Source organism: Dactylosporangium sp. CA-092794 (assembly GCF_050948465.1).
Lineage (GTDB): Bacteria > Actinomycetota > Actinomycetes > Mycobacteriales > Micromonosporaceae > Dactylosporangium.
This window is the reverse complement of the sequence record NZ_CP192044.1, coordinates 620,857-643,287: the sequence shown is the minus strand read 5'-3', so window position 1 is coordinate 643,287 and position 22,431 is coordinate 620,857. Positions and strand designations below refer to the sequence as shown.

Annotated in this window: 21 protein-coding genes; 9 read left to right on the top strand and 12 right to left on the bottom strand. The window is 71.0% G+C overall.

Annotated features, from left to right (window positions below):
* The first annotated feature begins 2 nt into the window (after window positions 1-2).
* On the top strand, window positions 3-995 hold the full coding sequence (locus tag ACQPXD_RS02685; RefSeq protein WP_432834438.1) for an ABC transporter ATP-binding protein: 993 nt from the start codon (window positions 3-5) through the stop codon (window positions 993-995).
* Between the two features lie 67 nt (window positions 996-1,062).
* Here the strand turns inward: ACQPXD_RS02685 and ACQPXD_RS02680 are convergent, their stop codons facing one another.
* The 7 genes from ACQPXD_RS02680 to folP all read right to left on the bottom strand — a co-directional run bounded on the left by ACQPXD_RS02680 (window position 1,063) and on the right by folP (window position 5,655).
* Window positions 1,063-1,536, bottom strand: a complete 474-nt coding sequence (locus tag ACQPXD_RS02680; protein WP_432834437.1) for a hypothetical protein — start codon at window positions 1,534-1,536, stop codon at window positions 1,063-1,065.
* A gap of 29 nt (window positions 1,537-1,565) precedes the next feature.
* Window positions 1,566-1,865, bottom strand: a complete 300-nt coding sequence (locus tag ACQPXD_RS02675) for a hypothetical protein (RefSeq protein WP_432834435.1) — start codon at window positions 1,863-1,865, stop codon at window positions 1,566-1,568.
* Between the two features lie 10 nt (window positions 1,866-1,875).
* Window positions 1,876-3,252 (bottom strand): ABC transporter permease, encoded by a 1,377-nt coding sequence (locus ACQPXD_RS02670; RefSeq protein ID WP_432834433.1) that lies wholly within the window; start codon window positions 3,250-3,252, stop codon window positions 1,876-1,878.
* 136 nt (window positions 3,253-3,388) lie between these two features.
* A complete protein-coding gene (locus ACQPXD_RS02665; RefSeq protein WP_432834431.1) occupies window positions 3,389-3,958 on the bottom strand; it encodes a DUF3180 domain-containing protein in 570 nt (189 codons plus the stop codon).
* 16 nt (window positions 3,959-3,974) lie between these two features.
* A complete protein-coding gene (gene folK / locus ACQPXD_RS02660) occupies window positions 3,975-4,496 on the bottom strand; it encodes a 2-amino-4-hydroxy-6-hydroxymethyldihydropteridine diphosphokinase (RefSeq protein WP_432834429.1) in 522 nt (173 codons plus the stop codon).
* Window positions 4,493-4,855, bottom strand: a complete 363-nt coding sequence (gene folB, locus ACQPXD_RS02655; RefSeq protein ID WP_432843580.1) for a dihydroneopterin aldolase — start codon at window positions 4,853-4,855, stop codon at window positions 4,493-4,495. The genes folK and folB overlap by 4 nt, the downstream gene beginning before the upstream one ends.
* A 2-nt stretch (window positions 4,856-4,857) precedes the next feature.
* A complete protein-coding gene (gene folP, locus ACQPXD_RS02650) occupies window positions 4,858-5,655 on the bottom strand; it encodes a dihydropteroate synthase (RefSeq protein WP_432843578.1) in 798 nt (265 codons plus the stop codon).
* Window positions 5,656-6,016: 361 nt separating this feature from the next.
* Here folP and ACQPXD_RS02645 point away from each other — a divergent pair, with 361 nt between their 5' ends.
* The 7 genes from ACQPXD_RS02645 (at window position 6,017) to ACQPXD_RS02615 (ending at window position 14,390) form a co-directional block, all read left to right on the top strand.
* The gene (locus tag ACQPXD_RS02645) at window positions 6,017-6,337 is read left to right on the top strand and encodes a hypothetical protein (protein WP_432834427.1); all 321 of its coding nucleotides are present in this window, start codon (window positions 6,017-6,019) and stop codon (window positions 6,335-6,337) included.
* A 12-nt stretch (window positions 6,338-6,349) separates the two neighbouring features.
* Window positions 6,350-6,724 carry a hypothetical protein gene (locus ACQPXD_RS02640; protein WP_366226650.1) on the top strand — a complete coding sequence of 125 codons (375 nt, stop codon included), beginning with the start codon at window positions 6,350-6,352 and terminating at the stop codon, window positions 6,722-6,724.
* Between the two features lie 122 nt (window positions 6,725-6,846).
* Entirely contained in the window at window positions 6,847-10,125 is a 3,279-nt protein-coding gene (locus ACQPXD_RS02635; RefSeq protein ID WP_432834425.1) for an ATP-binding protein, read from the top strand.
* A 23-nt stretch (window positions 10,126-10,148) separates the two neighbouring features.
* Window positions 10,149-12,077, top strand: coding sequence for an MFS transporter (locus ACQPXD_RS02630; protein ID WP_432843576.1), 1,929 nt, complete (start codon window positions 10,149-10,151; stop codon window positions 12,075-12,077).
* A gap of 5 nt (window positions 12,078-12,082) precedes the next feature.
* A complete protein-coding gene (locus ACQPXD_RS02625; protein ID WP_432834423.1) occupies window positions 12,083-12,625 on the top strand; it encodes a hypothetical protein in 543 nt (180 codons plus the stop codon).
* Window positions 12,626-12,627: 2 nt separating this feature from the next.
* Entirely contained in the window at window positions 12,628-13,767 is a 1,140-nt protein-coding gene (locus tag ACQPXD_RS02620; RefSeq protein WP_432843574.1) for a M23 family metallopeptidase, read from the top strand.
* The gene (locus ACQPXD_RS02615; RefSeq protein ID WP_432834422.1) at window positions 13,764-14,390 is read left to right on the top strand and encodes a hypothetical protein; all 627 of its coding nucleotides are present in this window, start codon (window positions 13,764-13,766) and stop codon (window positions 14,388-14,390) included. Before ACQPXD_RS02620 ends, ACQPXD_RS02615 begins: the two co-directional genes overlap by 4 nt.
* 1 nt (window position 14,391) lies before the next feature.
* Here ACQPXD_RS02615 and ACQPXD_RS02610 read toward each other — a convergent pair whose 3' ends face one another.
* Window positions 14,392-15,024: a hypothetical protein gene (locus ACQPXD_RS02610; RefSeq protein WP_432834420.1), complete on the bottom strand. Its 633-nt coding sequence runs from the start codon at window positions 15,022-15,024 to the stop codon at window positions 14,392-14,394.
* A 242-nt stretch (window positions 15,025-15,266) separates the two neighbouring features.
* Between ACQPXD_RS02610 and ACQPXD_RS02605 the strand changes: the two genes are divergently transcribed.
* Window positions 15,267-17,291 (top strand): hypothetical protein, encoded by a 2,025-nt coding sequence (locus ACQPXD_RS02605; protein WP_432834418.1) that lies wholly within the window; start codon window positions 15,267-15,269, stop codon window positions 17,289-17,291.
* A gap of 40 nt (window positions 17,292-17,331) precedes the next feature.
* Here ACQPXD_RS02605 and folE read toward each other — a convergent pair whose 3' ends face one another.
* From folE to tilS, 4 genes are all read right to left on the bottom strand, one after another.
* Window positions 17,332-18,018 (bottom strand): GTP cyclohydrolase I FolE, encoded by a 687-nt coding sequence (gene folE / locus ACQPXD_RS02600; RefSeq protein ID WP_432843572.1) that lies wholly within the window; start codon window positions 18,016-18,018, stop codon window positions 17,332-17,334.
* A gap of 5 nt (window positions 18,019-18,023) precedes the next feature.
* Window positions 18,024-20,021: an ATP-dependent zinc metalloprotease FtsH gene (ftsH, locus tag ACQPXD_RS02595; RefSeq protein WP_432834416.1), complete on the bottom strand. Its 1,998-nt coding sequence runs from the start codon at window positions 20,019-20,021 to the stop codon at window positions 18,024-18,026.
* A gap of 212 nt (window positions 20,022-20,233) precedes the next feature.
* Window positions 20,234-20,809, bottom strand: coding sequence for a hypoxanthine phosphoribosyltransferase (hpt, locus tag ACQPXD_RS02590; protein WP_432834414.1), 576 nt, complete (start codon window positions 20,807-20,809; stop codon window positions 20,234-20,236).
* A 260-nt stretch (window positions 20,810-21,069) separates the two neighbouring features.
* Window positions 21,070-21,999 carry a tRNA lysidine(34) synthetase TilS gene (gene tilS / locus ACQPXD_RS02585; RefSeq protein WP_432843570.1) on the bottom strand — a complete coding sequence of 310 codons (930 nt, stop codon included), beginning with the start codon at window positions 21,997-21,999 and terminating at the stop codon, window positions 21,070-21,072.
* Window positions 22,000-22,431 lie beyond the last annotated feature (432 nt).

The window sequence follows — 22,431 nt, the reverse complement described above, 5'->3', positions numbered from 1 at the left end:
GCGTGGACGTTACCGCGAAGCACGACGCCGCGCCGATAGCGCTCGATCGGCTGCGCAAGGTGTATCCGGACGGCACGGTCGCGGTCGGCGAGCTGAGCCTCGAGATCGGCAGCGGCGAGGTCACGGTGCTCATCGGCCCGTCCGGCTGCGGCAAGTCGACGGTCCTGCGGATGGTCAACCGGCTCATCGAGCCCTCCGACGGGCGGATCCTCATCGACGGCGCCGACGTCACCGCCGCCGACCCGGTCAAGCTGCGCCGCACCATCGGCTACGTGATCCAGAACGTCGGGCTCTTCCCGCACCAGACCGTGCGGGCCAACGTCGGCACCGTGCCGCGGATGCTCGGCTGGGACCGCCGGCGCATCGCCGCGCGCACCGACGAGCTGCTGGAGCTGGTGGGCCTGGAGCCGGACCGCTACGGCGCCCGCTACCCGCACGAGCTGTCCGGCGGGCAGCGCCAGCGGGTGGGGTTCGCCCGGGCGCTCGCCGCCGACCCGCGGGTGCTGCTCATGGACGAGCCGTTCTCGGCCGTCGACCCGATCAACCGGAGCCGGCTGCAGGACGAGTTCCTGCGGCTGCGCGACGCGGTGCGCACCACGACGATCGTGGTGACGCACGACCTGCAGGAGGCGATCAAGCTCGGCGATCGCATCGCGGTGCTGTCCGACCACGCCCAGCTGCAGCAGTATGCGACCCCGGCGGAGCTGCTGGCCCGGCCGGGCAACGAGTTCGTGGAGCGGTTCATCGGCGAGGATCGCGGCATCATGCGGCTCTCGGTGACCCCGATCCCGGTCGACGGCCTGCGCCCGGTCGCCGAGGCGGGGGCCGGCGCGCCCGTGGTGGCGGTGGGCGCGACGCTGCGCGAGGCCTTCGGCGCGATGCTCGCGGCGGGCCGCGGCGCGGTCGTGGTCCGTGACGGCGACGCACCCGTCGGCGCGCTCACCGCCGCCGACGTCCAGGTGGCCCTGGCGTCGGCGGCGGTGGACCCGTCCTGATCGCCACGTTTTTTTCGCGGGGGTACGGTCAGGTGCCCGCCCGGGCTCGGCACGTGCCCGGGCGAGCTCAGGGCCGGCGTCCCGCCATGGTCGCGAGCCCGATGATCCAGCCGACGATCAGGCCGTAGCCGGCTCCGCCGGCGGCGTTGAGCGTGGCCTGGCCGAGCGAGGCGTGCGGCAGCAGAAACGTGGTGAGGAAGGCGGCCAGCGCCGCGGCGAACATGTAGGCCGCCCAGCCGGTGAAGATCGCCGAGAGCGTGCCCCGGGCGCTGGCCAGCTGCGCACCGACGAGCAGCGTGAGGAACAGCGCGGTGAAGACGACGAGCAGGATGGCCTTGAGGTCGGCGCCGAGCACGTCGCGCACGGACGCGTCGGTGTCGAGGTTCCAGCCGGGCCAGGCGAGCGTCTCCAGGAAGACGCCCCGGTCCCCCTTCTGGGTCCAGTCCACGTACCACGGGCTGCCGAAGATCAGCACCAGGAGAAAGGCGACGAACGTGCCGACGCTCGTCGCGGTGCGATACCGGGATCGAGTGATTGCCATGCCCCGATTAGGCCCGGGGGCGGCGAAAACTAAACCGGCTGCACGTGCGGGTGCTGGAGGATGTAGTCGATGAAGGCGGCCCGGACCAGCGGCTCGGCGTCGCCGTAGTGGTGGCCGGTCACCTCGCGCCACAGGGCCACCGCGTCGTCGATGGTCGCGTCGAGCGAGCCGATCCAGCCGTCCTGCGTGTCGTCGTCGCTCTGCGTGACGTGCGTGAACAGGTCCCAGAAGAACTTGATGTCGCGACGCCGGCGGGCGATGGCGAACGCGCGGCCCCGCAGCTCCTCGGTCGGCAATGCGTCGAGCTCGGCGAGCGTGGCGTCGGTCATGGACAGGATTTTATCGGGTACCCCAACGCTCCTCGACGCCCCAGCCCCCGTCGGCGCCGTAGCCGCCGTCGCCCGCGGACGACGGCCAGCTGCCGGTCCGGCTGGACGGCGGCGACCACGAGTCCGCCGGCTCGGCCGGCCCGGTGATCGACGGTGGCGTCCAGCTGACCGGCTCGCCGTCGTCGGGCCGCGTGCGCGGCCGGCCGAAGGTCTCCACCAGCCGGGTCACCACCAGGCCGATCGCGATCGCGCCGGCGGCCAGCGCGAACTGCGGAAGCTTCCAGCCCTCCGCCGCGGTGTAGCGCAGCAGCAGCGTGATCACGGCGGCCGCGAGGACGGTGCCGAACACCCCGCCGCGGCGGCCGAAGGCCGAGGTGCCGCCGACCAGCGCCGCGCCGAGCGCCAGGCCGGTCAGCGTGAGGGCGCCGAGCGGGGCGGAACCGTCGCTGATGGTGACCGAACGCTGATCGAGCGCGATGAGCACACCGGCGATCGCGGACAGCAGCGCGGAGCCGGCGATGGCCAGGCCGGTGAAGGCGGCCGCCCCGCCGCCCCGGCGCGCCGCCGGGTCGCGCACCGGCCGGAACCGGCCCAGCGCCCGGCGCAGCGGCCCGATCAGGCCTAGCGCCCCGCCGGCGACCGCGACGAGGGCGACCGCGATCGCCCACCACAGCGCGTGCGGGTGCGGGTCGTAGGCGCCGGTGACGACCTTCTCGTCGTGCTGGTCGGAGAGCCAGGAGATCAGGCCGAACGCGACGGCGAGGCTGACCGCCCAGCCGGGCACGTGGAAGGCGACGACCAGCACCGCGATCACCACGCCGACGCCGACCGCGATCAGGCCGGTGATCCCGGCGGTCATCAGCAGGCCGCGGCCGGAGTTGCTGGTGAAGAACAGCGCCGCGGCGAACGCGATCGGCCCGACGGCCAGGTTGGGCGCGCCGGCCCGCACGGTGAGGCCCATGGCGACCGCGACCAGGCCCAGCTCGGCGCCGGACAGCAGCAGCGACTCCAGCTCGCCGCCGGACAGCGCCGCCGAGCGGGCGTCGTGCAGCAGGTAGAGCAGCGCGGCGGCGCCCAGCAGCAGGACCAGCTCCCACAGCACGTGGACCGCCATCCGGTCGCGGCCGGGGTCGCCGTGCTCCGGGTCGTCGAAGACGTCGCCGAGCTGCTGCGGGGTCGGCGCGGCCCGGCGGGCGCCGCCCAGGCCGAGGGTGCTCTCGGTGGCCGGCGCGCCGTAGGCGGGCGAGACCGGGTAGTTGCCGGGCGTGTAGACGGACTGGCCGGAGACGCCCAGCGTGGGTGCGTCCTCCGGGACGCCTCCGGAGCGGAAGTCGGGCTCCTCCCGGAAGCCCGGCTCGCCGCGGAACCGTGAGTCGTCGTACGCCATGGCGCGCGCCTCCTGCCAACCAACCGGTACGGGTCGCACAGTAACCGCGGATTGTGACCAGCGACAGACCCCGGAGTACCCAAACCGCGTTCTTTGTGCGATCCCCGCCGAACGGCCGCCGGCCGGCGCCGGCGCCTCAGGCGATCTGGTCGTCCGGCGCCCGGTCGGCCCCGTCCTTGCGGCCCTGCCTGGGCAGATCCTTGTCCCGGTCGCTGGGCGGGACCCGGCAGGCCCGCTCCAGCCATAGCGCGGCGGCGATGAGCACGATCGAGGCGGCCACGCCGAGCAGCGCCTGGGGCAGGTTCTCGGAGACCTTCTGCAGCACGCCACGCTGCGTGAGCAGCCAGGACGCCATCCCCACGTAGATCCCGCCGAACAGCGCGGCGACGAGCGCGGAGGCCTTGCCGAGCACCGCGTAACGGGCGATCACCAGCGGATGCAGCGGCCCGGCGCCCTCTTTGCGCAGGATCCGGTTGCGCGTCGAATACGCCTCGATGCCCTCGAAGATCGCCAGGCCGATCAGCGTCAGCGGGGGCAGCCACGGCAGGGTGGGCAGGAGATTCCAGAAGTTGCTGATGACGATCCAGGCCAGCGCGGTGGTGGCGAGCGCCGCGATGACCAGCGTGGCCGGACGGGTCGGCTCCATCCGGCCCTTGGGGCCGTTCGGTCCGTTGGCGTGGGGGTCTTCGGGTGACGGCGTTGCCATCGGTTTCCGCTCCAGATCACGAATCGAGGTGGACGTCAACTCTCGGGCGCAGATCGGCGAGATCGCCGGCGACTTCGTCGGTGCGGAGGAGATCGTTGACCCATCCGCGGCCCGGCAGCTGGGCATACGGCTGGATGTCGAGCCACGGCCGGAGCACGAACGCCCGCAGGTGGGCGCGCGGATGCGGCAGCGTCAACTCGGGATCGTCGGAGGTCACCGGCTCCCCGTCGTCGTTCCACACGGCAATCACGTCAACGTCAAGGGTACGCGGGCCGAAGCGACGGCCGGGGTCGCGCGCCCGACCGGCCGCCTCCTCGAGCCGCCGCGCGGTGCTCAGCCAGTCCCGCGGCTTGGCCGCCGGGTCGGTCGCGAGCAGCACGGCGTTGAGGTAGTCCGGCTGGTCGGCGTCGCCCCAGGGCGGCGTCTCATAGACGCCGGAGACCACCACGACGGCGTCGCCCAGCCCGGCGACGGCGCCGCGCAGATTGGCCTCCCGGTCGCCCAGGTTGCTGCCCAGCGCGAGCACGGCCCGGGTCATGCCCGCTCCCGGCGGATCACGACCGCGACGTCGGCGAACTCGAGCGGGATCGGCGCCTGGGGCTTGTGCACGGTCACGGTGGCCGCGATTACCCGGGAGTCGGCCAGGCACACATCGGCGAGGCGCTGGGCGAGAGTCTCGATCAGGTCGACCGGCTCGCCGGCCACCACCGCCGCCAGGCGCTTGGCCAGCTCGCCGTAGTGCACCGTGTCGACGACGTTGTCCGAGGCCGCCGCCGGGCGCAGGTCGAGCTCGAGGACGACGTCGACGACGAAGTCCTGGCCCTCCCGGCGCTCGAAGTCGAACACGCCGTGGTACCCCCGGACCTTGAGCCCGCTCAGGGCGATACGGTCCGTCACCGTCATTGCGCCGCCTTCGTCGCCTGCCACACCTTGATCGCATCCACATTCCCACGGACCTCGTGCACGCGCACGCCCCAGGCGCCCGCGGCGACGGAGAGCACGGTCGTGGCGATCGTCGCCGCCTCCCGCTGGGCGGTCGGCCGGTCGTGCCCGTCGGCGTCGGCGAGCAGCCGGCCCAGGTGCGACTTGCGGCTGGATCCGACCAGGACCGGATGGCCGAGCCCGATCAGGTCGGGCAGGTGCGCGGCGAGCCGCCAGGTGTGCTCGGGCCGCTTGGCGAAGCCCAGGCCGGGGTCGAGGATCAGCCGGGCGGGGTCCACGCCGCCGGCAACGGCGGCGTCGACGCGCTCCAGCAGCTCCGCGGAGACCTCTTTCACCACGTCGTCGTAGACGGCCAGGTCGGCCATCCGGCGGGAGTGGCCGCGCCAGTGCATGAGTACCCACGGGCAGCCGGCATCGGCCACCACCCGGGCCATGCCGGGGTCGGCCAGCCCGCCGGAGACGTCGTTGACCAGCTCGACCCCGGCCTCCAGGGCGGCCGCGGCGACGGCGGCCCGGGTCGTGTCGATGCTCATCGGCACGCCGTGGGCGGCCAGCGCCCGGATCACCGGCAGCACCCGGGCCAGCTCGGTCTGCGCGTTGACCCGGTCGGCGCCCGGGCGGGTGCTCTCCCCGCCCACGTCGATGACGTCGGCGCCCTCATCGCACATCCGCAGCGCGTGCGCCACGGCCGCGTCCAGGTCGGCGTAGCGGCCGCCGTCGGAGAAGCTGTCCGGCGTCACGTTGAGCACACCCATCACCACGGGCGAGGGACGTAACAAGAGCGTCACTTGAATGAAGGTACTCAACTCAACGCAGGCACTCGGTGGCGACCTGCGACAACCGCAGGGGGACAGCTTCGAAACGCCCCATGCGTCACACTGTGCACACTGACCTCGCACCGGTCAGCTTGTTGGAAAGAGGGCCGCAACGTACTCTCTGCAAGTGAACGTTATTCGGACCGTTAAACCCGACAATGGGCATTTAGCAGGGCAAACACCCGGATAAGGTTCCGCTGGAGGGCGACACAGCAGCCGGGGTTGTACCACCGGGTCGTCTTTTCGGCGAGGCTTAACGCGCGGCGTGCAACCTCGCCCGTCGCGCCTCCGGGGAGGTCTGATGATGTTGGTGGAGATCGGCCAGGCGATGTGGGGCTCGGCCGCACGCGCCGTAGCGGCGATCGCCCTCGCCCCCAGTCCTGGACCCGATCCGGGCACCACGCTCAACACCGACGGCATCGTGAAGTTCTTCACCACCAAGATCGTGCCGATCCTGCTGGCCGCGCTCGGCGTGATTTTCATCGGGCGGGCGAGCAAGGGTGAGGTGTCCCGGGTCCTGACGAGTTCGGCGATCGCGATCATTGGGCTGGCCTTCGTGGCCGGCGCCGCGTCGCTGTTCTTCTTCGGCGACTCGCTGGTCAGCCTGATCTTCACGAAGTAGGCCTGAGCGACCATGCGGCTGCGCACCGACGACGACATCTACCGGGCTCGCCTGGTCTATCTCGGGCCGCCCGGCTACACGTTGCCCATCCAGCTGCCGTATGCGCAGTACGGTGTGTTCGCGTTGCTAGTGCCGTTGTTCATGTTCATCCGTTACCTGATCACGCTGCACGTCGACTACTTCCCCGCCTACGAGATCGCACTCGCGATCGTGGCGACGTCGCTGATCTTCCGTTACGTCGACCCCGATCGACCCGCCCGCATGGTGGTCCGCACCGCCCTGACCGACTGGCGTCACACCCGCGAGCCCAGCTCCGAGCTGCGCGACGCCCGCCTGGTCGGCTCGAAGGTGCGAATCCGCCCGGAACTCACCGGTGATCTTGTATGACAACACCGCCTCCCCGACGGTCCGGGGGCTATTCAGACCGCCAGGACTTCGATGACGACGCTACGCAGTCGACCGATTACGATGGCGGACTGCGCGCGGTAGCCGAGGGCGGCCGGGTCGCGATGTTCCGCGGCACCGGCCCGGCGACCGGCGCGCACGCCCTGGGCGGCCCCGAGCGGCCGGTGAGCGCCCAGCCCGCGCCCGACGTCGACTCGCCGTTCCTGGGCCTCTTCGACGAACCGCCGGGCGGTCCCTCGCGCGACCGGCTCCGGGCGCTCGAGCCCGGCCGGACCATCGAGCCCGGCCGCGCGGAGGGGGTCCGGCCGATTTCCGGCATTCCGATCTCCGCGGCACCGTCCTCGGGCGCGCCGCGCGCTCCCGAGGATCTGCGCGCCCCGAAGCGGGCCGTGCCGCGCACCCCGGCCGAGCCGCTGCGCACCAACGGCGAGCGGCTGTCCACCAGGCCGGTGCTCGGCGACCGAGCGCTGCCGCCCGCGCCGGAGCGGACCCCGGCCCGCGCCCCCGAGCGGACGCCGCCCCGGGTCCCCGAGCGCACGCCGCCCCGGGTGCCCGACCGAATGCCGCCCCGGGCGCCGGAGCGAGCCCCGGCCCGCGTGCCGGAGCGCCCGGTCCAGCCGGGCGGGCGGCCCGGCGGCGCAGGCACCGGAAGTACCCCCCGGAAAAACACGACGGCGGTGACGACGGCCCCTCCGCCGCCGGCACGCCGCGCCGAGCCCGCCCGCGGCCTGCCCGCACAGCAGCCCCCCCGCCCGCCACGCATGGTGCCGCCGCCGCGCGGCCGGACCCCGCTGGACCGCACGCCGAAGCCGCGGCAGAAGGACCGCAGCGCGTCGATCGACCTCGCGATCACCGAGATCGCCGGGCACCTGACGTTCACGCCCAACACCGTCACGGCGTGGTACTGGCTGCCCGAGGTCCGGTGGTCGTTCCGGCCCGACGCCGAGCGGGAGGCGCTGCTGTCGGCGATCTCCGAGCAGTATGCCGGCCTGGCCGGCTTCCGGCTGCACCTGCGGCGCACCACCCGGCCGTTCGCGGCCGACCAGTGGGCCCGCGTCGTCGACGCCAACACGCCGCGCCCGCTGCCCACCGCGGGCGGCCCGAGCTGGGCCGACCACCTGGTCGCCGCGCAGAAGCACCTGTTGTCGATCAACCATGCCGAGGGCCAGACGTATCTCGGCATCGCCTTCGCCCGCCGCACGCTCGGCGACACCTTCACCGAGCGCATCGGCGCCCTGTTCAAGCGCGGCGTCGCCGACGCCGAGCGGCGCCGCATGGCCCGCACCGTCGAGCAGTTCGACGAGGTGCTCGGCGCCTTCGGCATGCGCGGCCGGCGGGTCACCTCCTTCGAGCTGGAGTGGTTGCTCTACCGGTCGGTGGCGCTGGGCATGTCGCCGCCGGGGAACATCACCACCCTCGACGGCGGCTGGGACGCGGGCGACCTGCTCGCGCTCACCGAGGCGGTGGAGCGCTACCGCACGCCCTACGGCTCGACGGTCAAGCTGGTCAACCGGGTCACCGGCGAGGAGCGGCACGTCGCCGTGCTCACCGTCGGCCGGATGGAGCCGCTGGAGATCCCCGAGCGGCACGAGCCGTGGCTGCACTTCCACGAGCGCCTGCCGTGGCCGATGGAGATCTCGTCGCGGATCGACATCCTGGGCCCGGGCGACTCGTTCCGCAACCTGGAGCACCGGCTCCGGCTGATCCGCTCCCAGCAGGCCGACTATTCCGAGCACGGCATCGACGCCCCGCCGGAGCTCGAGCGGCTGGCCAAGCGCGCGCTCACGATCGGCGACGAGATCAGCACCGGCCTGCCGGTCGACTCCTCCCGCGCCCACGGCTGGCACCGCATCGCGATCGGCGGCCGCACCCGCGAGGAGTGCCTGGAGCGGGCCCGGCGGGTCACCCAGATGTACTCGCGGGAGATGCGCATCGCGCTGCAACACCCGAAGAACCAGGACTGGATGGCCCGCGAGTTCATCCCCGGCGAGCCGCTGGCCAACACCGGCTACCTGCGCCGCATGCCGGTCAAGCTCTTCGCCGCCGCCCTGCCCCAGGCCGCCTCCACCGTCGGCGACCGCCGCGGCGACCTCATCGGCCGCACCGCCGGCACCTCCCGCCGCCCGGTCTTCCTCGACCTGCACTTCCCGATGGAGGTGCGCGAGCGCTCGGGCCTGGCCGTCTTCGTCGCCGAGCCCGGCGGCGGCAAGTCAACCTTGATGGGCGCCCTGGGCTACCTAGCGGCCCGCCGCGGCGTCCAGGTCACCCTGCTGGACCCGTCCGGCCCGCTGGCCCGGCTGTGCAGCATGCCGGAGCTGGCCCCCTACGCGCGGGTGCTCAACCTGACCGGCTCCGAGCAGGGCACCCTGGCGCCGTACGCCCTCATCCCGACCCCGCAGCGCGGCCACTACACCCTCGGCCCGGCCGGCGACCGCGAGTTCGAGATCGCCGTCTCCAACGCCCGCGCCGAGCGCCGGATGCTGGTCCAGGACATCTGCATGATGCTGGTACCGCCCCAGGTGGCCCGCGAGGCGTCGACCGCGACCATGCTGCGCCACGCCGTCCGCCAGGTCCCGGCCGAGGAGTCCTCGACCCTCGAGGACGTGATCCGCTCCCTGCGCGACACCGGCGACCACGACGCCATGGAGCTGGGCAACCTGCTGCTCGACACCGCCGAGATGCCGCTGGCCATGCTCTTCTTCGGCTCCCCGCCCCCCGGCCTGCTCGGCCCCGACGCGGCCCTCACGGTCATCACCATGGCCGGCCTGCGCCTGCCCGACCTCAAGATCGAGCGCGAGTACTGGTCGGCCGAGGAGTCACTGGCCCTGCCCATGCTCCACACCGCCCACCGCCTGGCCGTGCGCCGCTGCTACGGCGGCGACATGTCCACCCGCAAGCTCGTCGGCCTCGACGAGGCCCACTTCATGGAGGGCTGGCGCTCGGGCCGCTCGTTCCTGGTCCGCCTGGCCCGCGACTCCCGCAAGTGGAACCTGGCGGCTCTCGTCGCCTCGCAGAACCCCAAGGACATCCTCGGCCTCGACGTGCAGAACCTGGTCTCCACGGTCTTCGTCGGCCGCATCGCCGAGGACTCCGAGATCGCCGCCGAGGCCCTCCGCCTCCTGCGCGTGCCCACGGACGTGGGCTACGAACAGACGCTGGCGGCCCTTTCCCAGGTGGACACGTCGTCGAGCTCCCGCCTGGGCTTCCGCGAGTTCGTGATGCGCGACGTGGACGGCCGCGTGCAGAAGGTCCGGGTGGACGTCTCGTATGTCCCCGACCTGCTCCGCTACCTGGACACGACACCGGGGGGTGCAACGACCGCCGGCACCGTCGGCGGCGAGGTCGTGGACGTTCACGACGACGACCCAGAGGATGACCGGTGAGACGCCTTCCCGTCTACGCGGCCGTGACGGCCGTAGCGGCCGTGGCGACGCTGTTCGCGGGCCCAGTTTCCCCAGCCTCCGCCACCCCCACCCACGCCCCCGGCGACCCACTGTGCACGGTCGAGGAATGGCGCGTACCAAACAACTTCCAGAACTGCGCCAACCGGCTGCAGGTAGATGTGCAGGGCAAATTGAGCTGCCTAGACGCTCCGACACCCAGCGCCCCGGACTCCGGCATGGCGGGTTGGTTCGCCCAGCAGCCAGACCCGAACCGCGGCTCTCGCCTATTGTTCCGCTACAGCGAGTACGGATATGCGGGATATGATTTCACGACGTATGATCTCAAATGCGCTGCCGTTGTAACGAATCCGAGTGCAGAATTCGAGAACACGGTGGCGAACGGCGAGTTCCTTTTGGCCACCTCAATTACTGGGGCGTCTAACGCACTTCGGGAACGAGCGTGGGATCCATCTTACATGTGGGGATGGGCAGACCCACTTGTTGACACTGCAACCAAGGCCGTCTACTCGAAGGTATTTACGGCGTTCGGCGTAGTTACCCTCGTAATCGTAGGGTTGTATCTGCTGTGGCGCTCACGCCAATCGGACCTGTCGAACGCAGTGACCACTGCGGGCTGGGCCATCTTCGTGATGGTTCTGATCACAGCACTCGCGAGATGGCCCAGCTGGTCAGCTGGCCTCGCGGACCATACGTTGATCAGCAGCTTGGGGATTATTCACAATGCGGTTGGACCACCCGACCAGAGCATCCCTCCGAGCGAATGCCGAAACATTGATCCTCAGGCCTGTGTTGACACCCGTCCGCCAGCCGTACGCGCCAGTGACACAGTGGTTGATGGCTTGCTCTACGAGAACTGGCTTCGCGGAACTCTAGGCTCGGCGGACAGCCAGACTGCGCAGAAGTACGGTCCCGCCCTTTACGACGCAAAATCGTTCAGCTGGGATGAAATACAACGAATCCGGGCGTCTGAGCAACGCGCACGCGACGAAGAGGATAAGCGTATTCGGGAGCATCGCCCCGGACCACCGATTGAATCGAACGAACGCAAGATCCTTACCGAACAAAAGCAGCAGCGATGGATGAAGATCGCGGAACAAATCCGCACTGAAGACCCAGAGGCGTACGAACACCTACAGGGCAGCCATGGAATGGACCGAATCGGCACGGGGCTCCTGGCAATCATCTCTGCACTGTTCTTCGCATTGTTCGACATCACGGCGTCCGTGCTGGTGATTCTCGGGTTTCTCATCTTCCGATGGGCGGTCATCGCCTCGCCGATTCTAGGCACCATCGGATTGTTGCGGCCCGCCAACGCTGGGTTGCGACGGCTCGGCAATGCGGTCATCGCGGCAATGTTCAACATCATTATCTTCGGGACCGGCTCTGCGATTTATCTGTTCGCTGTTACGTTGATTCTGAAGACCGCGTCGCTGGCGCCGTGGTTGCAGGTGTTGCTTATTTGGCTTACCGGGGTGGTTGGGTGGCTCCTGCTGCGGCCGTATCGGCGGATTACGCAGCTTGGGGGGAAGGACTCCACCCGGGCTATTACCTCGGCCGGCAACTGGCATCGGCTGTTTTTGCGGGACGTGCGGCAGGCGGCTGTGCTCAAGGTTGTTGATGCCGGTGGTACCAATGAGCCGTCATCACAGCGGCGGGCTGCGGAGAATGTGCAGACGCAGCAGCGGCCCGAGTCGCGGAGTGAGGACCTTGTGTCGGCCGGCGGGGGCGGTGGGGCTTCCAGCGGTGAGCGGCCCGAGACCGGGCGGCCGGCGCGTGGGGGTTCGCAGCGGCGGAGGGAGCCGGCCTGGGAGGAGCCGGACGTGCCGGCCGAGGGTGCGCCCTCGTACTCGATCTACCGGCCCGACTCCGATCGGTCCGGTGCCGCGCGGCCGCCCGTGCGGCGGCCGGAGTCGGCGAGCCTGCCGAGGTAGGGGCTATGCGTACGGTCCTGCGTCTGCTCGGTACGCGGTACGGGATCGCGTTGGTGTTGGTCGTCTTCGTGCTTGTCGTGGTTGGGCTGGGGCGGACCTTGCTCAACAGCGGCGGTGAGCGGTCCGCCAATGATGCGCTCGGGCCGACCGTCGCGCCGGTGCCGACGTCGGCCGATCCGTACAGCTCGCTCGGGGACGACGGGGTTGATGAAGCGGCAGGGCCGGCGCCGTCGCTGAGCAAAGGGGCGGCCGACGTTTCCGTTGTGGCCACGCGGTTTGCCAAGGCGTGGCTGCGCAAGCCGGGGATCACCGGGGAGCAGTGGCGGGCCGCGCTGAAGCCGGATGCGTCGCCCGATCTCATGGCGGAGCTTGCCGACACCGATCCGGCCGATGTGCCGACCGCGACGATTACCGGGCCCGTCGAGCTGCAGAATGCCGGGCCGGCGACGGTCGCCAAGTTTCCGGCCGAGGGCGGCACGATCGTGCTTGAGCTGCAGGTCGTGGACGGGCGGTGGCAGGTCACCTCGCTGGACTGGGAGACGGCGTGAGCGTGCTCGGGGTTGACGACGATTTCGAGGTACCACATCGCAAAAGACGGATCCGTCCGGCGTTGTTGGCGGCCTTGGGCACAGTGCTGTTGCTCGTGTGTTGTGGTGGCGTGGCCGTGGCGTTCTTCGCCGATGCGGCGCGCAACACGCAGACTTACGATGCCGGGTGCGGAAATGGACAACTCGTCGATGCGGCCGCCAAAATGCCGAGCCACCACGAGCTTTCCGAGGAGCAGGTGCGCAACGCGGCGATCATCGTGCGGGTCGGGCAGGACATGAATGTGCCGCCGCGGGGGTGGGTGATTGCCGTCGCCACCGCGATGCAGGAGTCCAGCCTGCATAATCTGCCGAATCTCGGTGCGCGCAACGACCATGACTCGCTGGGATTGTTTCAGCAGAGGTCGAGCACCGGATGGGGTACTCCGGAGCAGATCATGGATCCGCAGTACGCCGCCCGGAAATTCTACGAAAGACTCCTGACCGTTCCTGGCTGGGAACAAATGAGCCTGACCCGGGCCGCGCAGCGGGTGCAGCGCAGCGCTTATCCGAATGCGTACGCCAAGCATGAGCAACTGGCGAGCACCGTGGTCAATTCGCTCACCGGCGGGGCCGCGCGCGCGGTCGGAAACTCGACGAAGCTGCAGTGCGTCAGCGGCGACCAGATCGCGGCGTCGGGCTGGACGGCGCCGGTGAACGGCGAGGTCGGCTCGGGCTTCCGTACCGCATCCCGCCCGACCCACCAGGGCGTCGACCTCATCGTGCCGAAAGGTACCGTGATTCGCGCCGCGGCCGGCGGCATCGTCGTCAAGGTGCGCTGCCAGGCCCACCTGGCCAACGGGACCGATTGGGGCTGTTGGCGCGACGGTTCGCCCACCGTGCTTGGCTGCGGATGGTACGTGGAAATTCAGCACGCCAACGGCTTGCTCACGCGGTACTGCCACATGGTGAAGCAGCCGTCGGTCGTCGTGGGCCAGAATGTCGCACCCGGGCAGGAAATCGGATTCAGCGGCTCCACGGGTCACTCGTCCGGGCCGCACCTGCATTTCGAGGTACACATCAACAGCGACCCGAGCAATAATGGCGCCATCGACCCGGTGCCGTTCATGCAGCGCATGGGGGCGCCGCTGGGGGTGAAGCCGTGAGCGGGCCCGAGCCCGACGGCGCGGATTTCCCGGACTGGGACCTGCTGGCCGGCGACACTGAGCGCACGCCGGCCGGGGTCGAGCTCGTGCCCGCCTCCACCTTGCGCGACCTACGCGGCCGCCGGGCCGTCGTGGGCCTGCCCGGCCTGGGCTGGCGCGGCGACCTGCGCATCGACGACGTCGTGGTGCAGGCCAGCCGGACCTATGTGCCGGCGTTGCCGGAGCAGGAGTGGTACCGCGCGGAGTCCGAACAGACCGAGGTGTTCGCTCCGCTCGTACCACTCGAGCGCGTGTGGGTCGAACGCGTCTCCGCCGCCGTCGCGCCCTCTGCCACGTCGGGCGGTCTGGGACTCGTGTCGCTCGACGCGCCGCCGAACCGGGGCCCGCGGCGGGCCCGGGACGTCGCGATCCTGACCGGACTCCGGGTCGTCCGGGTTCCCGGACCCGATGACAAGACCGGCAAGGATCAACGTGACTTGCGGGCCGTTACGGAGGCCTACAGCGGCGTTGAGGGCGACATCTGCGTCCGGGTGTGCCGCGAGGTGGACTGGTATCGGTGGGCGTGGAGCGGCCAGGCCCCGAAAACCCTGGAGGTACCAATCCACCTGCTCTGGGCGGAATAGCTCAGCTCAGCTTCTCTGCCTTGCAAAGAAGCCAGGTTCGGGTCTTGGAAAGATGAAACTGCCATTTTTGTTCGGTGATGGACTGGCCGCCATTTGATTCGGTCACAACAATATTTAGCGTGCTGCTGACGTCGGCCTCGTTTCCGTTCGCCGACACGGCGAAGCTTCCGGGCCTAATGGTTGCCGAAGTTGAAAACCGAGCCTCTAGAGCCTTCACATCATTCAGGGTCTGGTCAAGGTCAGCTACATCCGCCGACGGGCATTCAAACAGCTTGGCACGGCTATCGTCGCGAATGTTGAACTTCAAATCCACATATTGCTCTATGACGCCTTCGGGCGTGCTGCGGTCCGGTTCCGTGGCCTTGTCGTAGAGGACGTAGGCGGTTATTGAGCCGCCCAGGCAGATGAGTAAGGCCGCCCCCGCCAAGATGAGGAGGACGACTCGGCGGGTGTTGCCGCGTTGGGGTGGTGCAGGTGGGGGTGAGGGGGGCGGTTGTGGGCCCGTGCGGGGTCGGCCGAGCGGTACCCCGCGATCAATGATCTCGCCCTCCAGGACCTCATCGTCGGCCGGGCGGGAGCGGGGGATCGGTTGGCCCTGGTTCACCCGCGGGTCGTTCGGCTTCGATGGGTCCACGGTGCTGAGGCTAGCCGCCCCGGGCCAGGCGGGCACTATTCCCGCGCCGCGGCGAGTGAGCGGCGTCCCGAGGCGGGGCGGCTACCAGCCACAACGCAGGAGCACCAGTGTGCCTGCTGACTGGATTCTCCGTCTGCGTTACCGTTCCCGCATCCGGCTTGCATCGGCAGGCGCCCGGTGGCAGCGAAACAGGGGCGCGCCCGGTAGAGCGGATGCGCTTGAGTTGGATCGGAAGGGGCACGGTGGCACGCCTGCGGGCACGGATCGAGCGAGCGGCTGCGCAGCATCGGCACACCGCCGCGCTGGTCGCCGCGGCCGGGCCCATTCTGGACAGCTACTCCCCCAACGCCGCGCCCGCCGAGCAGTATGCGGAGCAGCACGATCTCGCGGCGGGGCTGCGGGCCAACGCGGCGGTGCTGGCGCCCGGCTGGCTGGGGGCGCAGCTGGACGCCATGGCGCCGGCCACGCCGCTGGGTGGGCCGTTACCGCCGACGTTCGTGCGGGTCGGGCAGGCGCACCCGCTGGACGACGCGCGGTTCCCGGTGATCGTGCCGCTGTTGCGGGCCGGGCACATCGCCATCGACGCCGATGCGCGGGACAGTCGGGTCGCGGGGCTGCTGCGGAGTCTGGTGCTCAGGCTGCTGGCCTCGTCGCCGCCCGGGTCGGTGCGGATCCGCACGATCGACGCCGTGGTCGACGGGGCGACGTTCGGCTGGTTCAGCGGGATCGATGCGATCATGCCGCCGCCGGCCACGGATGCCGAGGGGCTGCGGGCGGTCCTGGACGAGGGCGAGCGTTGGCTCGCGGCGCGGACCGACGGGCCGGCGCCGACGCTGCTCATCGTGATCGCCTCGCTGCCGGAGCTGACCGAGGGGCGCGACCTGGCGCGGATCGCGCAGCTGGCGCACGCCGGGCCCGCCGGGCGGCTGCACCTCATCGCGGCCGGGTGGCCGCCCCCGCCGCTGACCCAGGAGACGACGCAGGCGCCGCTGCCGCACGCCACGCAGATCGCGATCCGCAACCCGCACGCGTGGGTGGGCGACCCGCCCGGTACCACCTTCTCCGGCACCGGCACCGGCCCGAGCCGCCTCAACGCACCGGTCTACCTCGACCCGGACCCGCCGGCCGAGCTCGTCCGCCGGGTGTGCGCACAGCTCAGCGGCCCCTGGGCGGCGCCGCCCGCGCCCATCGGCGAGCCGAGCCGCACCGCGTGGCTGGACTACGTCACCGCCGGTCAGCGACTGGACGCCGTCCGCCGCGAAGTCATCGCGGTCGTGGCCGAGCACAAATCAGCGCTCAAAGCCGCTCAGCATGATTTGGCGGCGGTACGAGCAAAGCTCGCCCAACACCAAGCATTCCTCAACGAGGTCATCAGCGAGGCGGGTGGCCGCCCGGTCGACCTCGTGCCCGCCTGGCAGGAGACGCAGGCCGCCCACACCGCGCTGACCGGCGCCCCCCGGCCCGCGGACCCTTACCGGAACGCGCCGATGGCCCCGCCACCGCCCCCGGCCGCGCCGGGCGCGCCTCTGGGCGGCTGGCCACCGGGGCAGCGCCCAGGGACGGTACCGGTCAGCGCCCCTCCCTGGCCCCCGGCGATGCCCGGGACGCCGGCCGCCGCGATGCCTGGCACGCCGGCGGTGGCGGGCGTCCCCCGAATGCCCCCGGGTATCGGGCCGGCCCAACCGCCCCGCGCGCCGGGGCTGCAGCACACCGGCGGCTACCCGGTCGTCGTGCCCCGCAGCGCGCCTCCGAACCTGCACAACACCGGCAGCATCCCGCGGGTGCCGGTCAGCGGCGTGCCGAACCGGGTCAGCGGCATCCCGGTGTCCGGACCGGGCGGCGCGGTCGGGACCGGTGTGGTGCCGCTGAGCCCGCCCGTGCCGGATTCGGTACCCGGGAGGGTCTCCACGGCCCTGCGGGTCGCGGCGGCCGGTCTGAAGCAGTCTGAGGCGGCGCTCGCCGAGCCCGGCCGGGAATCGGCGTCGAACCGGCGGGTGTGGGTCAACGCCTCGGTCTACTTCGGGTTCGCGCTGCTGGCCGCGATCGTGCAGATCCCCACGCTGCTGGCGAGCGAGCAGGCCTCCGGGATCGGCCTGCTGGCGCTGCCGTGCTCGCTCATGCTGCCGGCGATCGCCTTCGGGCTGGGCTGGCTGACCATCGGGGCGATGACCCGCCGGACGACGTCCCGCACCCCGCTGCTCGGCCTGGTCATCAGCCTGCTGGCGCTGATACCGGTGCTGGTCTTCGGCGGCGTCCTGCTGTTCTGAGCCCCGGCAAACCGGCCAGATCACCCAGTGCCCGGAGAAGCTAACCGTGCAGAATGAGCGACATCGCCTCGGCGCGCGACTTCGCGTCGTCGCGTAGCAGGCCGCGCACCGCCGACGTGATCGTGCGCGAGCCGCCCTTCTGGATGCCCCGCATCGACATGCACATGTGCTCGCACTCGATGACCACGATGACGCCCCGCGGGCCGAGCTGTGACATCAGCAGGTCGGCGATCTGCGAGGTCAGCCGCTCCTGCACCTGCGGGCGGCGCGCGTAGACCTCGACCAGGCGGGCCAGCTTCGACAGCCCGGTGATGCGCCCGTCGTGGCCGGGGATGTAGCCGATGTGGGCCACCCCGTGGAACGGCAGCAGGTGGTGCTCGCACATCGACTGCACCTCGATGTCGCGCACGAGCACGAGCTCCTCGTGGTCGGCCTCGAAGGTGGTGAGCAGCACCTGCGACGGGTCCACGCGCAGGCCGGCGAACAGCTCGGCGTAGGCGCGCGCGACCCGGGACGGGGTCTTGCGCAGCCCGTCGCGGTCCGGGTCCTCGCCGATGGCGATCAGGATCTCCCGGACCGCGTCCTCGATGCGCTTGAGGTCAACGGCGCGCTCGACCTCGACGCCGCCCAGCCTTCCGCTGACCAGTCGCGCGGCGACGTGGTCGAGCAGCTCATTGTCAGCAACGAGCCCGACGCCGTTGTCGGCGTCGGGCTCGGTGCTGCTGATCTCGCTCAGTGGGTACCGTCCGGCGTCTCGCCGCCGATGCGCACGTGGTCGTCGCCGCCCACGCCGACCGGCTGGGTCACCTCGGCGCCGTTGGCGCCGACCTCGGGCACCGCGCGCCGGCGGCGGCCGTTGGTGCTGTACGGCGCCATCGGCGGACGCTTGACCACGCGGGCGCAGATGCGGGCCATGTCGGCCTGGGAGATGGTCTCCTTCTCCATGAGCTCCTCGACGATGTTGTCGAGGACGTCGCGGTACTCCACGAGAATCTCCCACGCCTCGTCGTGCGCGATCTCGATCAGCGACCGCATCTCGGCGTCGATCTCGGCGGCGACCTTCTCGGAGTAGTCGCGCTCGTGCCCCATGGTCCGGCCCAGGAACGGCTCGCCCTCGCCGGTGCCGTACTTCACGGCGCCCAGCTTGGCGCTCATGCCGTACTCCGTGATCATCGAGCGGGCCAGCGCGGTGGCCTTCTCGATGTCATTGCCGGCGCCGGTGGTCGGCTCGTGGAACACCAGTTCCTCGGCGGCCCGGCCACCCAGCGCGTAGGCGAGGGTGTCGATCATCTCGGAGCGGGTCTGCGTGTATTTGTCCTCGGTGGGCAGAACCAGCGTGTGCCCGAGCGAGCGGCCGCGGGACAGGATGGTCACCTTGTGCACAGGCGCTGAGTGGGGCAGCGCCCAGGCGACGAGCGCGTGACCGCCCTCGTGGTACGCGGTGACCTTCTTCTCGTGCTCGCTCATCACGCGCGTGCGCCGCTCCGGGCCGGCGATGACCCGGTCGATGGCCTCTTCGAGGAAGTCGTTGGTGATCGCCCGCTTGTCGTTACGGGCGGCCAGCAGCGCCGACTCGTTGATGACGTTGGCCAGGTCGGCACCGGTGAAGCCGGGCGTGCGCCGGGCCACCGAGTCCAGGTCGACGTCGGGCGTGAACGGCTTGCCCTTGGCGTGCACCCGCAGGATGGCCTTGCGGCCCTCCATGTCGGGCCGGTCGACGGCGATCTGCCGGTCGAAGCGGCCCGGGCGCAGCAGCGCCGGGTCGAGGATATCGGGCCGGTTGGTCGCGGCGATCAGGATCACGCCGCCCTTGGTGTCGAACCCGTCCATCTCGACGAGCAGCTGGTTGAGCGTCTGCTCGCGCTCGTCGTGACCGCCGCCCATGCCGGCGCCGCGGTGACGGCCGACGGCGTCGATCTCGTCGACGAACACGATCGCCGGCGCGTTGGCCTTCGCCTGCTCGAACAGGTCGCGGACGCGGGACGCACCGACACCGACGAACATCTCGACGAAGTCCGAGCCGGAGATCGAGTAGAACGGCACCCCGGCCTCGCCGGCGACCGCGCGGGCCAGCAGCGTCTTACCGGTGCCGGGCGGCCCGTAGAGCAGCACGCCCTTCGGGATCTTCGCGCCGAGCGCCTGGTACTTCGCCGGGGCCTGCAGGAAGTCCTTGATCTCGTGCAGCTCCTCCACGGCCTCGTCGGAGCCCGCGACATCGGCGAACGTCGTCTTCGGGGTGTCCTTCGAGATCAGTTTCGCCTTCGACTTGCCGAAGTTGAGCACACGCGACCCGCCGCCCTGCATCTGCGACATGAACAACAGCAGCAGGACCACGAGCACCGCGATCGGCAGCAGGTTGATCAGCAGGCTGAGGAAGATGTTGTCCTGGGTGACGTTGACGTTGTATTCGTCGAGCTTCCCCTGGGACTTCAGGTTGCTGAGCTCGGTCTGCAGCCCGGCCGCACTCTGCGACGAGAACTGACCCTGGACCTTGTTCGTCTGCGAACCCTTGACCGTGATCTTGTTCTTGAGGTCAAGGTTGAGCGTCTGCTCCTTGTCCTGGATCACAGCCTTCTTCGCGTTGCCGCTGCGAAGCTGCTCGAGCACGACGGAGGTGTCTGCCTTCGTGTAGCTCGGGCCGGAGGTGAAGAAGGAACTGAGCACGATGGCACCGATGATCACCAGAAGGATCCAGACCACCGGCCGGCGGAACAAACGGGTACGTTCCATGTTGTCGTCGGGCACACGCGGCGCCCGGCCCCTCCATCCGTAAGGCCGTCGACCGCGCCGGACCCACTTTCCGACGCGGTGCCGAAAGCGCCGCCAAGGTTGGGCTCAGTTGACGCTTGCGACCATTTGACGGTACACCGTGGCACCGACAGTCGCGGATCGGCGTCGGCCGGGGAGGATGTGCTCTCAGCAGACTCTCAGGAAAGCCCAGGTCAGCCGCGCCCGTAGACCGAGGGCTTCAACACGCCGACAAACGGCAGGTCACGGTAGCGTTCCGCGTAGTCCAGACCGTATCCGACCACGAACTCGCTCGGTATGTCGAATCCGACATACCGCACCGGAATGTTGACCCGCAGCGCGTCGGGCTTGCGCAGCAGCGCGACGACGTCCACCCGCGCCGCGGAGCGGCTCTCGAGGTACTTCAGCAGCCAAGACAGCGTCAGCCCGGAGTCCACGATGTCCTCGACCACGATCACGTGGCGGCCGGCGATGTCGCGGTCCAGGTCCTTGAGGATGCGCACCACGCCCGACGACGTCGTGCCCTGCCCGTAGGACGACACGGCCATGAACTCGAGCTCGACGGGCGGCCCGATGCGGCCCAGCGCGCGGGCGAAGTCGGCCATGAACATCACCGCGCCCTTGAGCACCCCGACCAGCAGCACCGACTCGGCGTCCGCGTGGTCGGCCGCGACCTGCTTGGCCAGCTCCGCGGTCTTGTCGCGGATCTGCTCCTCGGTGACGATGACGTGGTCGATGTCGGAAGAGTGCCAGGTGGTGCCGTCGGCCATGGGTCAAGCCTGCACCATGGGCGCCTCGGGATCGACGGCGGGTCGCCCCGGAAGAGACCAATCGCACTGGGGTTTTCTCGATGGTACTTCCCTGTCGCCCGCTTCGCCGGCGCGTCCTTTCAGCCTGACGGGTGTATCCGAGGCTCGCGGCCTGGCGGCCAGCGGGCGTGGTCCGCTCTGCCCCGGGCCGAGGGCCTGAGGGATCGACCGGTTCACGGTTCTTCGACGACCCGCGGCCTGACCTGGGGCGGGAGGCGGGCCTATCGACCCGTTCGCGGACCGTCGACGGCCCGCAGCCGCCCCGCCACCCGGACGACCGCGAACCCGCCCGGCAGCGCGACGGCCCCCTGCCCGCGCCACGCCATGACCAGCGCATCGAGCGCGGCGACGTGGCGGTGCGACAGCACGCCACCGGGTGCCCCGAGCCGCAGCGCCCAGGCATGCAGGACCCGGCTCCGAATGGGCCCCGGCATCCCGGCCAGCGCCGCGACCGGCAGCGTCGCCCCGCCGTCGAGGGCTTTGGCCAATGCCTCGTCGGCCATCGCGTCGAGGAAGTCGGAGTCGGCCCGGACCAGCCGAGCGGTACGCGCCAGGTTGTCCACCACCCCGCCCCCGAGCGCCTCGACGAGCGGCCGGATCCGCGACCGCGCGTAGGCGTGGTCGACGTTGTGCGGGTCGTCCCAGACCGGCAGCCCGTCCACCGCACACGCCGCCCGCGTCTCGGCCCGGCTCACCCCGAGCAGCGGCCGCACGAACAGCACCCCGTCCCGCTCCCGCCGCTCCGGCATCCCCGCCAGCCCCCGGGGCCCACCACCGCGCGCCAGCGCGAGCAGCACCGTCTCGGCCTGATCGTCCCGGGTGTGCCCGAGCAGCACCATCGCGGCCCGATGCTCCCGGGCGGCCGCCACCAGCGCCGCATACCGCGCCTCGCGCGCCGCCGCCTCGGGCCCGCCCGCGTTCCCCACCCGCACGGTCCGCACGTCCACCGGCGCAAACCCCCGCTCCCGCGCCCACTCCGCCAGCCGCGCCGCCCGCTCACCCGACCCGGCCTGGAGCCCGTGGTCCACGGTCACCAGCCCGCAGCCCACCTCCATCCGCCGCGTGACGAACCGCGCCGCCACCGCCAACGCCAACGAGTCCGCCCCACCCGAACAGGCGACCAGCACCGTGTCTCCGGCCGCAGCCCCCACGCCGAGGGCCGCCGGTCTGACGTCCCCGCCGACCGACACCGGCCCGACCTCCGCACGGCCCGCAGCAACCCCGGACGCGGGCCCAGCACCGCTGGCCCTGATCGCAGCCCCGCTGGCTCTGATCGCAGCGCCACCGCCCTCGGTCCCAGCCCCGCTACCCTCGGTCCCAGCCCCGCTAGCCCCGGTCGCAACGCCACCGCCCCCGGTCGCAGCGCCACTGGTCCCGGTCGCAGCGCCACTGGTCCCGGTCGCAGCGCCACTGGTCCCGGTCGCAGCGCCACTGGTCCCGGTCGCGAGCTCCGCCGCGGGCGCGACGCCACCGCCCGCGGACGCGACGGCTCCGATCGAGGGCGCAACCGATCCGGCCGCGGGCTCGGTGTCCGCAGCCGGTGGCCGAGCGGTCTGGGCCGTTCCGGCCGCGCCGCCCGCCGG

Coding starts and splice junctions, on each gene's coding strand:
- ACQPXD_RS02680 (WP_432834437.1), bottom strand. CDS start 1,536: ATGGCAATCACTCGATCCCGGTATCGCACCGCGACGAGCGTCGGCACG.
- ACQPXD_RS02675 (WP_432834435.1), bottom strand. CDS start 1,865: ATGACCGACGCCACGCTCGCCGAGCTCGACGCATTGCCGACCGAGGAG.
- ACQPXD_RS02670 (WP_432834433.1), bottom strand. CDS start 3,252: ATGGCGTACGACGACTCACGGTTCCGCGGCGAGCCGGGCTTCCGGGAG.
- ACQPXD_RS02665 (WP_432834431.1), bottom strand. CDS start 3,958: ATGGCAACGCCGTCACCCGAAGACCCCCACGCCAACGGACCGAACGGC.
- folK (WP_432834429.1), bottom strand. CDS start 4,496: ATGACCCGGGCCGTGCTCGCGCTGGGCAGCAACCTGGGCGACCGGGAG.
- folP (WP_432843578.1), bottom strand. CDS start 5,655: ATGGGTGTGCTCAACGTGACGCCGGACAGCTTCTCCGACGGCGGCCGC.
- ACQPXD_RS02645 (WP_432834427.1), top strand. CDS start 6,017: ATGATGTTGGTGGAGATCGGCCAGGCGATGTGGGGCTCGGCCGCACGC.
- ACQPXD_RS02640 (WP_366226650.1), top strand. CDS start 6,350: ATGCGGCTGCGCACCGACGACGACATCTACCGGGCTCGCCTGGTCTAT.
- ACQPXD_RS02635 (WP_432834425.1), top strand. CDS start 6,847: ATGTTCCGCGGCACCGGCCCGGCGACCGGCGCGCACGCCCTGGGCGGC.
- ACQPXD_RS02625 (WP_432834423.1), top strand. CDS start 12,083: ATGCGTACGGTCCTGCGTCTGCTCGGTACGCGGTACGGGATCGCGTTG.
- ftsH (WP_432834416.1), bottom strand. CDS start 20,021: ATGGAACGTACCCGTTTGTTCCGCCGGCCGGTGGTCTGGATCCTTCTG.
- hpt (WP_432834414.1), bottom strand. CDS start 20,809: ATGGCCGACGGCACCACCTGGCACTCTTCCGACATCGACCACGTCATC.